We start from the raw sequence: 13,689 nt of genomic DNA on the forward strand, positions 1-13,689 counted from the left end.
ATCAAATTCGCGAGGCGTCTTTTTTAGATTTGAAATCCATTGATAATATCTGTTTTTAGGGTCATAATTATTTAAAATATAAGCAATTTCATCAGCTGATTTTTTTGTTGCTTGACCACACCTATCAAATGTAGCTCGATAACTGGCGTGATTGAATCGTTCTTGAATGATATAACTCATGAAGTCGTATTTTATTTAGCCCATACTTTTTAGTGAATTTGGATCATTTTGCAGTGGGGGTTGTGTAATAATAGGGCTTACCTTTCCCACTATGGAAAATGTATCGAAGAGAATTCTAAATCTTCTATTAGATCTGATTAAGTAATACACTACAGGAATTATGGTATAAAATACTTGTAATAATTTAACATAATTTTAAATGTATAAAAAGATCTAGGAGAAAAAATGAACAAGAAAACTAAAATTATACTTTCCCTTTTAGCAGCACTTATAGTTATATTGATAACACTACCGGTTCTATCTCCTGTTGTCTTTACAGCATCTTCTGAAAAAGGAGCAATCAGATTTGAAATTTATAAAAGGGGATATCCATACCAAAGCTACTTTGCAATTCTCCAAAAGAGAGAAGGTGACAATGAATCTGGGAATCTTTATTATGTAAATTGGTTAGCTTGGAAAGATGAAACTGGACAAACTCCACACTTATGCTATTCAAAAAAAGCATCAGAAGGTGAATACAAAGTAAGCTGTGGAACTGGACCGTAACAAAAACAGAAATTAATACTCTATTATTTCTTGTTATTTGATATACTTCACAGTTTTCAAGTACTAGGAAATCCATAGGACAACCACTAGATCTTTTCGTAGTTGTTTTCATTTTTCGAGAAAATGCTATATGAAAAGCCCTGACATAATGTGAAGAGGGGGAAATTCGATGCATTACATAACTATGCTTAAAAATCATCAGTGATAAGGACCTTAATGAAATAATGAAGGAATTTAAAAAACTTGAGGAAGAAACAAACAAAGAAGAAGGGTGCATTAAATTTCATGCTTATCCGCTTGAACCATCAGAACGTAAAATAATGCTTTGGGAGATTTGGAAAAACGAAGAAGCTGTTAAAGCCCATTTCACGCAAAAACACACAAAAGACGTTCAAAAACAAGAATTAACGGAAGTTGAATGGTTAATGAAAAGTAATGTGAATGAGTAAAAGGTTCCTTATAAAGAGCCATTCAATGACTAAGAACACAGCCACTTGTAAATTATTGACGGATTTATGTCCAACTCTGCCAACAATCATCATTTTCATACAGAAGTCATCAGATGTATAATTCAATATGCCTTGAAATAAAAGGACAAACTTGATTTTTCGGCTTAGAAATTCATTAATCCTGTCTCGTTTTAGGGCCAAAATTATTGAAAGTTCAGCGGTGTTTAATTTCAACCTGTACATGTACATAAAATCTCAAATTTCTAAGAAAAGCTCCCACAGAATAGGGAGCTTTTCTATTTTCACATCACTTGCCATAAAGTGTATTAATTATATAAAACTTTTATAGGTGTTAAGAGATTTAGTGATGTTTTTTATACGATTTGACATAATCATAATAATGATCATCGTCATCAAAATACTTTTTATCGTAATGATAATCGTGATCATCATCATAATACTTCTTGTCATGATCAAAATCATAATACTTTTTGTCGCAATCATAATGCTTCTTATCGCAGTCATAATACTTCTTGTCGCAATCATAATGCTTTTTATCGTGGTCGTAATACTTCTTGTAATAAGTTTTTTTCCAAGTGTAATACTCTTCTTTATATTTTTTATAATAACCCAATGTAAACCCTCCTATTGTTTTGATCAAAATTAATATATGAAGTTTATATTATATGGTATGGTCAAATTCACTGATATTTTATTAATAGGGCTGTTTAAAATAAGTTAGGTGAAAGAATTCGATCACAGTGATTAGACGAACTATTGTATGCCGAAAGTTATGAAGACGAACATCTTTTAGGCCGTACTTCTTTTTAATGTTAGCTCACTTTACGGTAGGGCTTGTATAGCAGTAAGGCTTTCCTTAACCACTGTTGATTTTTATTCTCAGGATACTACTGTTTCAACTAATAGGATGCGGCTTTAGGATATATGTCCAACACGATTACAGGCCGGGCATGAGAGCGAACCCTACTTTGATCGGGGGAATCATTTCATTCACGCTGCGGCTTACTTAAGAGATATTGAAATTATATAGAGAGGGGGAGACAAATGAACGGATTTTTAGAAATATGAACATGCTTTAGATTGAACCAGATCTGTATCAATTCACAAAATGCTCCTAATCTAGAGAGAGTAGTCAGGGGGATTGCTTTTCCAGCTGCTTAATAGGTCAAGCGGAAGGATATCGTTTATAGCACTTAAGATATCTTTTATGTATGGCTTTCTTCTGTTCAGACATAATGGATTTTGATTTTGTGTAAGCGTTAGCAGCTTGTGTTCTAAAGAGGATTCTTCGATGTATGCACAGATAAGCTGGCGTCCTCTAAAGAACATGAAATGTTTATCAAAAAGCAATTTTTATAGCAATTAAATCAATCGAATTGTCAGCAACACTCGCATAATCTTTATAAAATGGGTTGATGTTATGGCACCTTTGCCGGAAAACTTACTGTCATCTAAATCTGCTCCGGCATTGAAGGCTTCTTGAGATTGACCATCTGGCTTCTTCTTCTCTTGAATTCTCTTGATCAGCTCTCAGCTTCAGATAGCAATGTTTTAGCTTCAAAGACTTTCATGATCATATCCTTACCTTTTTGAGTCCTGTGGCACGAAAAAGTTCATTTGATAACGATGAAGTGTTTCAATTGTTTAAAGGCATCTTATTATTTCCACCATTTAAATCGCAGTTCCCACACATATCTTTAAATTATATCCCTCTCCCAATAAAGTTAGCAGATACTGGCTTTAAGTTTAATTCTCTTGCCCAAACAGATAGTTGTCCAATGTGATGAATTTCGTGAGCAACTATATGATGTAATATCTCACTCCTTTTGAACATTTCTTTCATCCATGGAATTGAAACAAGTTCATCTTCTAAATTGTCTAAGTCTGTGTCAACAAACTCCTTAATTTCAGTACGCAGAGTAACTGAAAGGGATTTAAGTTTTTGAATGGTATTGTAGTCACTAAAATTCACTGCAATGTCTTTCTTGCCTTGAATGGCACGAATCCAACTATACTCCACGTCAATGATATGAAAGAGGGTATATAAAATACTTTCAACTCCTCCAATGCGGTTTTTTAATAATTCCTCAGTAGTTAAGTGATTGCACCATTCAAACCATTCATCTCTTACCTGCCAGTTATACTCAAAAAATTTAATCATTGTAAACACTCCAAATATAATATTTGTTCCTCTGATAAAAATTAGCGTTTTATGCCTAAACTCCTTTTCTGCCGCTAATATATCATCCTCATCCTCTATTATAATGCGTTCCCGCCGATTTTTGTTTTGTCTGCTTATATAGCGACATGTGCAGAGGATGGGAGGGAAATGAAATCAAAAAGTAAGATATACGTTCAATACTGGGAGGAATAGAAGGGCAAAAAACATTGCTCCTGCTCTGATTATGCTAGTACTCAACATACATTGAGCACTGAAACGTACAATTCAAGAAAAAAATAAGGATAGGCAAACAGCTCAAGAATGATCCAACTTTACAAAATCAAACATCAACGTATTGGTACATGTAAAAACAGAAAAAAAATGAGCATCCCGATTTCAATATCATCTGGATGCTTAATGTGTGCAATGTTTTGTTTTATCTTTTCGCAATGAGATAAAGTGATATGGCTCTTTGGGTTTGAAGAGGATTATGAATCGTAATCACCCACTGGTTTCTTCTCCTTGGATAGCTGCCTATTGCATACAATGGAGCATAATCACGTGGAGTAAACCCGCCATTAATGACCTTTATCTCTCTTCCTTCAAGATAACAAACAAGGTATTCACCAGGATCTATGACCTGTTGGTTAGTCCATGCGTAAGAATAAAAGCCGTCACCAAGATCCTCGGTGGAAGATGGCGGTATAAAGCCATCTACATTCAATGTGATTTCTCTTCTTCGCTGTCTTTCTGAAAAGTCTTGATTTCTTTGCATGTGATGAGCAGGTGGTGAGTGAGGAATTAACGCAGGAACATAATAGTAATGATACAACGTAACCACTCCTTCGTTTACATTCATACAAAGTGTATGTTGGCATATTTCGTTAATTCCTGTTTTGTTTCACGTTGACTAAGAATGGAACTAAAGGAGTGAGGATCATGAACTTGTCTATTTTTGTTTTAAGCCTGCCTTCATTTTTTGTATAGCAAGCTATTTGATAATGAGATCTTTTTGCCATTGACTAGTTTTATAGACCTCCTATTTTTCATTGTTTTTATGATATAATGGATATGTTTTGCAGTAAACTATAGTATTGGTAACGGAGGAAATGATATGAAGTGGTATTGGAATGGCTTAAAGAACTATGTCAATTTTGAAGGCAGAGCTCGGCGAAAGGAATACTGGATATTTCATCTTTTTAATGGCATCATTTGTGTTATTTTATTACTATTATCATTAATACTAGTTGGATTATTTACATCAGGCCCATTGGCGGCAGAAGGATATGCCAGTTCTCAAGTAGGATACGTAATTGGATATGGCGGGGGATTACTGGCATATATTCTGATCTTTCTTTATCAGTTAGCTGTTTTTCTTCCGTCGCTTGCTCTCAGTATCCGCAGATTGCATGATATCGGCAAAAGTGGCTGGTGGATATGTATAGGCTTTATTCCGGTAGTCGGTCCTATTATCATGCTTGTCTTTAATTGCCAAGATAGTGAAACAAAAGTTAATCAATATGGAGAAAATCCTAAGGCTGCTATAAATGAATCGTAAATTGCGCCCCAATTGTTAGACAACGAGTTTAGCGATTGGGGTGTTTTTTATAGCCTGAAGAACTCATAAGGAAACTATATATTCAAGATAGAGAACAACTTCACCAAAGAGGGAGGAATAAATCAACCTTAGAGAATTTTGTGCTGTAAGATATCGACATGTATGATCTTACATTATGTTGTTTAAAATGGTTAACTGCATTTTGAATAGTTGTTGTTATTTTTTCTTCTTAAACCAATTAAAAAGAGTTGTTATCCACTAACTTAGAACCACTTCCTAAGCACCTTTGATATAATTTTCGCAAAGGATTGAATTAATATGCTGATCAAGAAGACATGTAAGAATGGAACGAATCAAAGTGAACTTAATGGACAAACTTATATGGATTAAAAAGAAGAGAGGAGGGTGGAAATGAGTAAAAAATGGCTGCAAATAATAACTGCGTTATTTCTTTCCACTTTTATATTAATGGGCTGTAATAACGATCAAAATAATAATGATCAAGATAACAATACTCCAGATGTTGAGGAGAACGATCAGGATAATAACGGTAACAATGCGCCGGGTGTTGATGAGGACGATACGATCAATAAAGATGATGAAAAAGATAATGAGACCGATCCCGAAGATCCGGTTGAGGATAATGAAGATGCCGATAAAGATAAAAAAGATGAGTAAGAAAACAGCACATCATCATTGTTTGCAGAAGAACCGACTCTTCGTGCAGAGAAGTTTTATAACTCTTTTCCATGCTTTGTGAAAGGCTCTAAAATGACAAAAAGCTCTGTCCTTAGTGGATGGGGCTTATTGTGTGTTTGTGACAATATTATTTACCGAATTTAAAACATAAGAAAAAAATCAAATAATACTTTAGAATCATTGATTTCAACTCGAATTTTTGATAACTAATAATTGTCTATATTGTCAAAAGGAGTTGGAATCATGAACAAGTTTTTCTTGGCTCTCTTTTTATCCGTTTTCACTTCTGTCAGCATTGTTTCAACAGCAAATGCAGCAGTAATCGATCATGACAAGGTTGTCGGCTTTAAAGAGGCAGCGCCTGCCACTGTTACTCAAAAAGCGGCGAAACGTTTTCAGCCATATTTGAAGGTTTATAGCGGCTGCGTTCCTTTTCCTGCAGTCGATGCACAAGGCAATACAAGTGGAGGTTTAGAGCCTACTGGAGCGCCTGAAGGACATTGCAGCAAAAATACTGGACAAGTATATTCGCGTTCTGCATGGTACAATGGGGTTTGGGCAATTATGTATTCCTGGTATTTTCCAAAAGATGAAGCCTCACCAAAATTAGGTCACAGACATGACTGGGAAGGAATCGTTGTATGGATTGATAATCCAAATCAAAATCCAAAAGTTTTATCCATTGCATATTCCGGACACGGAAAATTCACAAATGCAGCACCGAGTGGAAGCAATATGAGAGGTCATCATCCTTTGATTGCATATGACAGCACTTGGCCGCTGAACCATGAATTACGTATGAGCGATGATGTAGTAGGCGGAACTCAACCGTTAATCGGATGGGATGATTTAACTCCTGCCGCAAGGAATGCATTAAATACAACTGATTTCGGTAAAGCAAATGTTCCTTTTAATGATAATAACTTTACAATCAATTTAAAGAAAGCATGGTTTAAATAAAAACATCTTGGTGTTGGGAAGAGTCCTTACAAAGAAGGATTCTTTTTTTTGACTTACACGAATTTCTATTAGTTGCAGTTTCTAAACAATAGTTGATTGGGAATGATTACTTTAAAAAATGGAACGAATGATAATAAGAGAAGTCCTTGTCGGAAAGCCTTTTCTCTCAAGAATCTCTCTGTGGTGAAAATGATGTCTGTCTTTTAAAAGAGAGGATAAGGTTCAAGCCGCAATCTATTAACCATTAAGAGTAGTAATTAAGGTTCAAAATATTGACAAATCGATGTGTTTTCAACAAAAGGGCAGCCCCTTCATGTATACTGAGTCCGTAATTAAAATGAAGAAAGGGGTAATAGAATGAAAATCAGTTTGGAGAAAAAAGCAGGTTTCTGGAAGAAGGCAGCGATTTCATCACTTATTTTCACCATGTTTTTTACCCTGATGCTGAGTGATACGGTTTTTGCGGCCGGACTGAACAAGGATCAAAAGCGCCGGGCGGAACAGCTGACCAGTATCTTTGAAAACGGCACGACGGAAATCCAATACGGATATGTGGAACCATTGGGTGATGGAAGGGGCTATACATGCGGACGGGCAGGCTTTACAACGGCTACCGGGGATGCATTGGAAGTAGTTGAAGTATACACAAAGGCAGTGCCGAATAACAAACTGAAAAAGTACCTGCCTGAATTGCGCCGTCTGGCCGAAGAAGAAAGCGATGACATAAGCAACCTCAAGGGATTTGCTTCTGTCTGGCGCTCGCTTGGAAATGATAAAGATTTCCGTGCTGCCCAAGACAAGGTAAATGACCGCTTGTATTATCAGCCTGCCATGAAACGATCAGAGAATGCCGGATTGAAAACGGCACTGGCAAAAGCTGTGATGTACGATACAGTTATTCAGCATGGCGATGGTGATGACCCTGACTCTTTTTATGCCTTGATCAAACGCACGAATAAAAAGGCGGGCGGCTCACCTAAAGACGGAATAGAAGAGAAGAAATGGTTAAATAAATTTCTGGACGTGCGCTATGACGACCTGATGAATCCAGCAGATCCGGACACCCGTGATGAGTGGAGAGAATCGGTTGCCCGTGTGGATGTGCTTCGCTCTATTGCTAAGTCGAACAACTACAATCTGAATGGACCGATCAATATCCATTCAACAGAATACGGTGATTTCGTAATCAAATAAGCAGCGAGTGTATAGAAACCGGATGCACCCTTTGCGTATACACCCGCCGCCCTCATTAATATGGCGGGGGTTAACGTGTGAACCGATTGTGTAAATGTCATTACCATTACTTAGCCCTTCTCAGAGAAGGGCTTTTTTCAATAATCTGCTTTTCCGATTCAATGAAAAAAACCAGATTCACTAGGCATGAATGTATCTGATCCAACGGCAGTCACATCAGCAATTAGTCTTAATACATAATTCTAGACTTGTTTTCATGCTGGCTGATCCTCTAAATAAAGAGTGTTTTTCTTACAGTAAACGGAACAGTTTCTGTCATATTACATTCTTTAAACTTATTGTGTTGACTGAAAGATAAATTATGCTTTGGCAGATACAGAACTAGTACTAATGACGAATGGTCACTCTTAAGAGTTTTTTTGTTATTGGTCAAAAGGGGTGAATGAATGCCTGCTCAAAAGACAGAATAAGGGTGAAGCTGATATTCCAATGTTTTCAGAAAAGAGGTGAAAGCATGACTAAAAAAGGGATTCAAAATTCAAGTATTGAACAAATGAGAAATGATCATGAGACTGAAACAGCATTCAAAGCAGATGATCCTAAAAAACATGGTACAGATTCAAAGAGGACAAAATAAGTTTTGCACAAGATTTAGGCCAATTGTTTTTGGCCTGTCGTATTGATTGATAAGGAATGGGAGTGGATGATGTGACTCAAAAAAATGGAGCAGACAGACCTGATGATTATAAAAGATTTTCTGAAATCGACAAGGACTTTGATTTTAATCAAACCCTACATGGCAATCCTAAGTCGGAGACATTAGACAAGAACGAACAAACCAATAACAAAGAAGAAGCAAACGAAAATATGGATGTGGCAGGAAGATATTTTGAACCGTCAGATTACAAAGGAAGCACGCAATTGGAACAGGGTTTGGCAGAAACGCATGAACAAGTCAGTGATGACTATTTTGAGGGAACCATCGACCAAAACTTGGACTAATCATCAAGCGGAGCTGACTCGAATGAACTTGAGTTAGTTCCGTTTTTATTTTTCATCTGATCGCCGGCTACTTCTAAGGCCTTTTTCAAAAGAGGTGTGAAAATAATGGCATTCACGGTTTATGTGAACGGGCCTGACAGCTGCCGGCATTTGCGAAACGAAAAGGAAACCGAAGCCTGATGATCTTTTGAAAGAAGAGAACCCATCTCATTACAAGAGAGGCTATAACAAGCCATTATATTTAATCTTTTTCAGGCTTCTTTGGATTTCTTAATTTTGAATAGAGAAAAAGGTTCATGCTGATGCATGAAACAAAACGTAAAGATGCTCTCAATCTCTTTTCTCTAGTTGGAAAAATTGATAAAATTTATGCAGAAGAATGAAAAAACACGATTCGGTTGGTAGTCCGGATGCATTTTACATGTCAGTAACCTTCCCCTCCTCGGGATGTCCGTCATTCTTTCATCATTTAAAAGAGGAGGGATCGTTATGAAATTAACGATTTACTACGATGGTCAGTTTTGGGTAGGCGTTATCGAGGTTGTGAAAAACGGAAAACTAAAGGCCTCTCGGCATTTGTTTGGCAATGAGCCGAAGGATTCTGAAGTATTCGATTTTGTTAATAGGCAGCTCTTAAAGACTCTGTCTCAGGCTGAGCAGGAAGGGGTTCGTGTAAAAGCCCAAGATCAGAAAAAGATAAATCCGAAAAGATTGCAACGTAAGGTTTCGAAGGAATTAAAACGTGCCGGAGCATCCTTAAAGGCACAGGAAGCCATGAAACAAGAGTTTGAAGCGAACAAGCAAAAGAAAAAACAAATAACCAAAGAACAAAGAGAAAAAATAAAAGAACAAAAGTATCTCCTCAGAAAGCAAAAAGCTAAAAAAAAGCATAGAGGAAAATAGCTCAAGAAAGCAGGTATAGAGCCTGCTTTCTTATATGTTTTTACACTTTGGTGTATCTCCAATGGATAAAGTCCTTTTTCTTTAGCGCCCAGTTTAAACCCTAACTTCTCCAAAATATGTTGTGAACCAATATTGCCATGTTCACATCTAGCCGTAATACAGCTAACATTCTCTTGGCTTAATGCCCAGTTTATTAACTTTTGAGCAGCCTCAAAACAATAACCTTTACGGCGGTGACTTTTATTTGTTGCAAAGCCGATTTCAACCATGCCATCCGTATCAGGGTCGCCTAAAAATCCAATTCCTCCAACAATTTCATAATCATCCTTCTTTAAAATGATCCATGAATCGAATCCTTTTGTTCCTTTGTTTTTCATTAAAATCTCGCGGAAATAAGGAATTGCTTCAAAAAAATCGGAGTTTGGCCATTCCCCATTTGTTTTATAACCCAGGTCTATAATAGCCTGATGATCCCGTTTAGATGCAGCGTCTAGAAGGTTAACATCAATCGTTTTTAATAGTAACCGATCCGTTTCAAGAAGAACCATCTCTTTAGCCTCTCTTCTGCTTGATATCCATACTTGTGAATCCTTTTTTACGTTAATTTATCCCGAGAATGAATTGGCACTTCATAACATAATTTTTTCTCTCTTTAACGTATCCGTCATATGTGCCACACCAGAAAAATTCATTAACTAGGTACAGGAAAACGATTAAGAAATCAGTATGCCTTCAAAATGGTAAGAAAAACCGTCTGCATCTAAATACTAAATAGAAAAAATGGATGACACGGAGTAAAGGGGGAGCAGAGTTGGTGCTTGCTCTTTATTATTTATCATTCACAGGAATATGCATAAGTTTGGCGGTGAGAACAAAGCAGTCGCAGATTTCCTTAAGACATACTCATCTTTTGATGCTCACTAATCGTCTTCAGCAGGCTGCGCATCGAATGTGTCATGTAAGCGTCTTTGTGACGAATAAAGATGGTTGAGATCATGCTATATTTCTCAGGAAGCGGGTGACAATAAACCTTACCTGCGGCTGAAAGATGTGTAATGGCAGATTCGGGTACGACTGTGATTCCAAGACCAAGTGCAACACTGTTTAAAATGGTCTCTAGAATGTTAAATTCCAAGATTCTTTTTGGAAGCAAACCTTCATCTTTGAGCCAATGTTCTAGCCTAGAACGATATCCGCATCCTTGATTAGACACAAGGATCGGCGTCGTCATAAAATCCTCTATTTGAAACGTTTTATTTGCTGTTACTAGAGTAAGTTTTTCAGTATTGACATCATATTGTTCGAGTATGGAGTGCTTAATTGGCCCTGATATAAAAGCCCCGTCTAATTCGTGGTTAGTTACCTTCTCAATCAGTTCCTCTGTTAAGCCAGCCTGCAATGATAAATCAACGTTAGGATACTTTTTATAATAAGAGGCTAAGATGGTCGGCAGTATCCTCACTGTTTCCACTGTCCCGATTTTTAATATTCCCGACGGTATATCACTATCAAGAAAGACTTGTTTTAGCTCTTCAACATCTATCAAGATTTTGTTTACGTATTCAAGCATTTTTCGGCCCTCGGGATTTAATGTTACCCCTTTTTTATGCCGATTGAAAAGAGGTGTTTTGAGTTCGTTTTCTAATTGCTTAATACGTGCTGTTACATTGGATTGTACATAGCTTAATTCCTTTGCAGCGCTGGTAATACTTTTGTGATGGGCAACGCTTTGGAAAATTTGTAAGTCTCGCAACTCCATTTGGTATCCCTCCTTCATTTAAAATATCATTATAAATGATGTTTTTCATCATTTTTATTCATTTTACATGATGTCATTCCTCTTTTTATAATTCTCATTGTCAATACAAGAAAAGGAGGGGAATGACAATGAAAAACGGCCAATTATTCATTGGTGTCCTCACATGTTTAGTAGCAAGTATGTCGTGGGGCGCAATGTTTCCAGTTGCGGATCATGCATTAGCATTTGTTGATCCATTTTATTTTTCATCTATTCGATACGGTGTGGCAGCAGTTATCTTAGTGATTTTATTATTGGTGAGGGAGGGGAAGAAATCATTTCGTTTAGAGGGTAAAGCAAAATTGCTCATTTTTTTTGGTGTGATGGCGTTTACTGTATACAATGTTTTTATTTTTTGGGGCCAAAGATTGATGGGGAAGTCTGGAATCATGACTGCGTCTATTGCAGAGGCACTAATGCCAATCATTTCTATTTTTATCCTTTGGGGGTATAAACATGTGAAGCTGAAAAAATATAAGATTCTATCTATTATGATTGCTTTTTTTGGTGCCGCACTTGTTATTACCAAAGGTAATATGAGTTTCTTTTATACATTGAGAGATAATCTGTTTTCGCTAACCTTTATTTTAATGGGTGTTGTGGGATGGGTAATCTATACAATGGGAGGACAGATGTTTCAAGAATGGTCTACACTGCGCTATTCAACATTGACATGTTTATTTGGTACAGCTGTAACGGGTATTCTAACAGCTGCGCTCACCGCTCAAGGATACGTGTCCATACCAAGTATAAAAGTGATTGCTGAAATTAAGTATGACTTATTATTTATGATTACTTTACCAGGTATCGTAGCTCTCCTTAGCTGGAACTATGGTGTTAAAATTTTATCACCCATTAACGGGATTTTATTTATTAACTTTGTTCCCATTACTACGTTGTTGATCATGATGATACAAGGATTTAAAATCACCATTTTTGATGTAGCAGGAACAATGCTTGTCATGACAGCACTTATTCTAAATAACATTTTTCAGCGTAGGGAAGATAAAAATGATAAGCAATCTTTAGAAAATAAACAAACACAGTTGACTATTTCTTAAACGTTGGAGGATGCTATATGTTTGAAGGTTTATTGTTTTTTATTTCGGCTGGAATTGTCTGCGAACTAGCAGCAATTAATCGAAATGGCCGCAAAAATATAAAACAACAGGAGGAGTTCAATCAACTTTTAAAAGAACTTCTTAATAAAGACACCAGATAATTCGGTATATGACAAGTTGTAGATATATCATCTCCTTGAAACATGCAAGGAGATCTTTTTTTAAAAAATGCTTTGACATTCACGTTACGTTAAAGTGTACGGTTACTGTATAAGGAGGGAGAAGAAATGGAATATACCGTTCAGAAGTTAGCCAAATTAGCGGGAGTCAGCACAAGAACGCTTAGGTATTATGATGAGATTAACCTTTTACAGCCAGCACGGATTAATTCATCTGGATACCGAATTTATGGGGAAAAAGAAGTCAACCAATTACAGCACATTTTATTTTATCGAGAGTTAGGCTTCCAATTAGAGGAGATAAAAAAATTAATCTTTTCCCCATCTTTTGATCGTCAGAAAGCATTAAAGGATCATCATGCAGAGCTTTTAGAAGAAAGAGCCCGGATTGATAGCCTTATCCAAAATGTAGAGAAAACAATTCATGCAGAGGAGAGAAATGAAAAAATGAGAGATGAAGAGAAATTTACCGGATTTAAAAAAGAGCTTGTGGAAGAAAACGAGAGGAAATACGGAGCAGAAATACGCCAAAAGTACGGCAAAGAAGTGGTAGAAGAAGCTAACCAAAAAGTGTTGAATATGACAAAGGAGGAATATGAAGAGCTGACCGCTACAGAGAAAGAAATGTTTGAAAAACTTAAAAAAGCATTTAAAGAAGGAGATCCAAAAAGTGAAGATGCATTGAAAGCGGCGGAATTGCACAAAAAATGGCTTCTTTATCATTGGAGCGACTACAGCAAAGAAGCGCATGCAGGTCTAGGGGAGATGTATGTATCAGATGAGCGCTTTAAACGATATTACGATCAACATGGTGTGGGATTAGCTGAATTTCTAAGACAGGTGATCTATGTATATACGGGGAAAGTAAATGATTAAGCGTGCAACTGATGCATGGACGTTATCAGGCGAAAACGATTGCGAAGTTTGAAGCACGATTGAAATAAACAAGAGAATTCCTTGGTAATGATGGGGGATCCT

14 protein-coding genes and 5 pseudogenes are annotated in these 13,689 nt (G+C 36.6%); 12 read left to right on the forward strand and 7 right to left on the reverse strand.

Annotated elements, in window-relative coordinates:
* Positions 1-405: 405 nt before the first annotated feature.
* Together HC660_RS06575 and HC660_RS06580 are read left to right on the forward strand one after the other, a co-directional pair.
* Positions 406-726 (forward strand): YjcN family protein, encoded by a 321-nt coding sequence (locus tag HC660_RS06575; RefSeq protein ID WP_168747452.1) that lies wholly within the window; start codon positions 406-408, stop codon positions 724-726.
* Positions 727-895: 169 nt separating this feature from the next.
* A pseudogene (locus tag HC660_RS06580) lies at positions 896-1,175 on the forward strand (putative quinol monooxygenase).
* A 361-nt stretch (positions 1,176-1,536) separates the two neighbouring features.
* Here HC660_RS06580 and cotU read toward each other — a convergent pair.
* From cotU to HC660_RS06595, 4 genes and pseudogenes are all read right to left on the reverse strand, one after another.
* Positions 1,537-1,809, reverse strand: coding sequence for a spore coat protein CotU (cotU, locus tag HC660_RS06585; protein ID WP_168747454.1), 273 nt, complete (start codon positions 1,807-1,809; stop codon positions 1,537-1,539).
* 539 nt (positions 1,810-2,348) lie between these two features.
* A pseudogene (locus HC660_RS21020) lies at positions 2,349-2,767 on the reverse strand (T7SS effector LXG polymorphic toxin); the annotation flags it as partial.
* 131 nt (positions 2,768-2,898) lie between these two features.
* The gene (locus tag HC660_RS06590) at positions 2,899-3,357 is read right to left on the reverse strand and encodes a DinB family protein (protein ID WP_168747455.1); all 459 of its coding nucleotides are present in this window, start codon (positions 3,355-3,357) and stop codon (positions 2,899-2,901) included.
* 436 nt (positions 3,358-3,793) lie between these two features.
* Entirely contained in the window at positions 3,794-4,189 is a 396-nt protein-coding gene (locus HC660_RS06595; RefSeq protein ID WP_168747456.1) for a hypothetical protein, read from the reverse strand.
* Positions 4,190-4,471: 282 nt separating this feature from the next.
* Here HC660_RS06595 and HC660_RS06600 point away from each other — a divergent pair, with 282 nt between their 5' ends.
* The 4 genes from HC660_RS06600 (at position 4,472) to csn (ending at position 7,768) form a co-directional block, all read left to right on the forward strand.
* The gene (locus tag HC660_RS06600) at positions 4,472-4,915 is read left to right on the forward strand and encodes a DUF805 domain-containing protein (RefSeq protein ID WP_168747457.1); all 444 of its coding nucleotides are present in this window, start codon (positions 4,472-4,474) and stop codon (positions 4,913-4,915) included.
* Positions 4,916-5,326: 411 nt separating this feature from the next.
* Positions 5,327-5,593 carry a hypothetical protein gene (locus HC660_RS06605; RefSeq protein WP_168747458.1) on the forward strand — a complete coding sequence of 89 codons (267 nt, stop codon included), beginning with the start codon at positions 5,327-5,329 and terminating at the stop codon, positions 5,591-5,593.
* 264 nt (positions 5,594-5,857) lie between these two features.
* Positions 5,858-6,574, forward strand: a complete 717-nt coding sequence (locus HC660_RS06610; RefSeq protein ID WP_168747459.1) for an NPP1 family protein — start codon at positions 5,858-5,860, stop codon at positions 6,572-6,574.
* 357 nt (positions 6,575-6,931) lie between these two features.
* A complete protein-coding gene (gene csn / locus HC660_RS06615; RefSeq protein ID WP_168747460.1) occupies positions 6,932-7,768 on the forward strand; it encodes a chitosanase in 837 nt (278 codons plus the stop codon).
* Positions 7,769-7,926: 158 nt separating this feature from the next.
* On the opposite strand, the pseudogene HC660_RS21435 reads toward csn, so the two are convergent.
* A pseudogene (locus HC660_RS21435) lies at positions 7,927-8,001 on the reverse strand (CDI toxin immunity protein); the annotation flags it as partial.
* Positions 8,002-8,282: 281 nt separating this feature from the next.
* Here HC660_RS21435 and HC660_RS06620 point away from each other — a divergent pair.
* The 3 genes and pseudogenes from HC660_RS06620 (at position 8,283) to HC660_RS06630 (ending at position 9,673) form a co-directional block, all read left to right on the forward strand.
* A complete protein-coding gene (locus HC660_RS06620; RefSeq protein ID WP_168747461.1) occupies positions 8,283-8,405 on the forward strand; it encodes a biofilm-forming protein in 123 nt (40 codons plus the stop codon).
* A 71-nt stretch (positions 8,406-8,476) separates the two neighbouring features.
* Positions 8,477-8,770 carry a YozQ family protein gene (locus HC660_RS06625; RefSeq protein ID WP_010333836.1) on the forward strand — a complete coding sequence of 98 codons (294 nt, stop codon included), beginning with the start codon at positions 8,477-8,479 and terminating at the stop codon, positions 8,768-8,770.
* 421 nt (positions 8,771-9,191) lie between these two features.
* Positions 9,192-9,673, forward strand: a pseudogene (locus HC660_RS06630) (YjdF family protein).
* 40 nt (positions 9,674-9,713) lie between these two features.
* On the opposite strand, the pseudogene HC660_RS06635 reads toward HC660_RS06630, so the two are convergent.
* Positions 9,714-10,221 (reverse strand): annotated as a pseudogene (locus HC660_RS06635) (GNAT family N-acetyltransferase).
* A gap of 344 nt (positions 10,222-10,565) precedes the next feature.
* Positions 10,566-11,432 (reverse strand): LysR family transcriptional regulator, encoded by an 867-nt coding sequence (locus tag HC660_RS06640; protein WP_168747463.1) that lies wholly within the window; start codon positions 11,430-11,432, stop codon positions 10,566-10,568.
* A gap of 128 nt (positions 11,433-11,560) precedes the next feature.
* Between HC660_RS06640 and HC660_RS06645 the strand changes: the two genes are divergently transcribed.
* From HC660_RS06645 to HC660_RS06655, 3 genes are all read left to right on the forward strand, one after another.
* Positions 11,561-12,532 (forward strand): DMT family transporter, encoded by a 972-nt coding sequence (locus HC660_RS06645; protein WP_168747464.1) that lies wholly within the window; start codon positions 11,561-11,563, stop codon positions 12,530-12,532.
* A gap of 17 nt (positions 12,533-12,549) precedes the next feature.
* Entirely contained in the window at positions 12,550-12,693 is a 144-nt protein-coding gene (locus tag HC660_RS06650) for a YrzO family protein (protein WP_010333841.1), read from the forward strand.
* Between the two features lie 126 nt (positions 12,694-12,819).
* Positions 12,820-13,587: a MerR family transcriptional regulator gene (locus HC660_RS06655; RefSeq protein ID WP_168747465.1), complete on the forward strand. Its 768-nt coding sequence runs from the start codon at positions 12,820-12,822 to the stop codon at positions 13,585-13,587.
* Positions 13,588-13,689 lie beyond the last annotated feature (102 nt).

This window comes from Bacillus mojavensis (assembly GCF_012648005.1).
GTDB classification, from domain to species: Bacteria; Bacillota; Bacilli; order Bacillales; family Bacillaceae; genus Bacillus; species Bacillus mojavensis.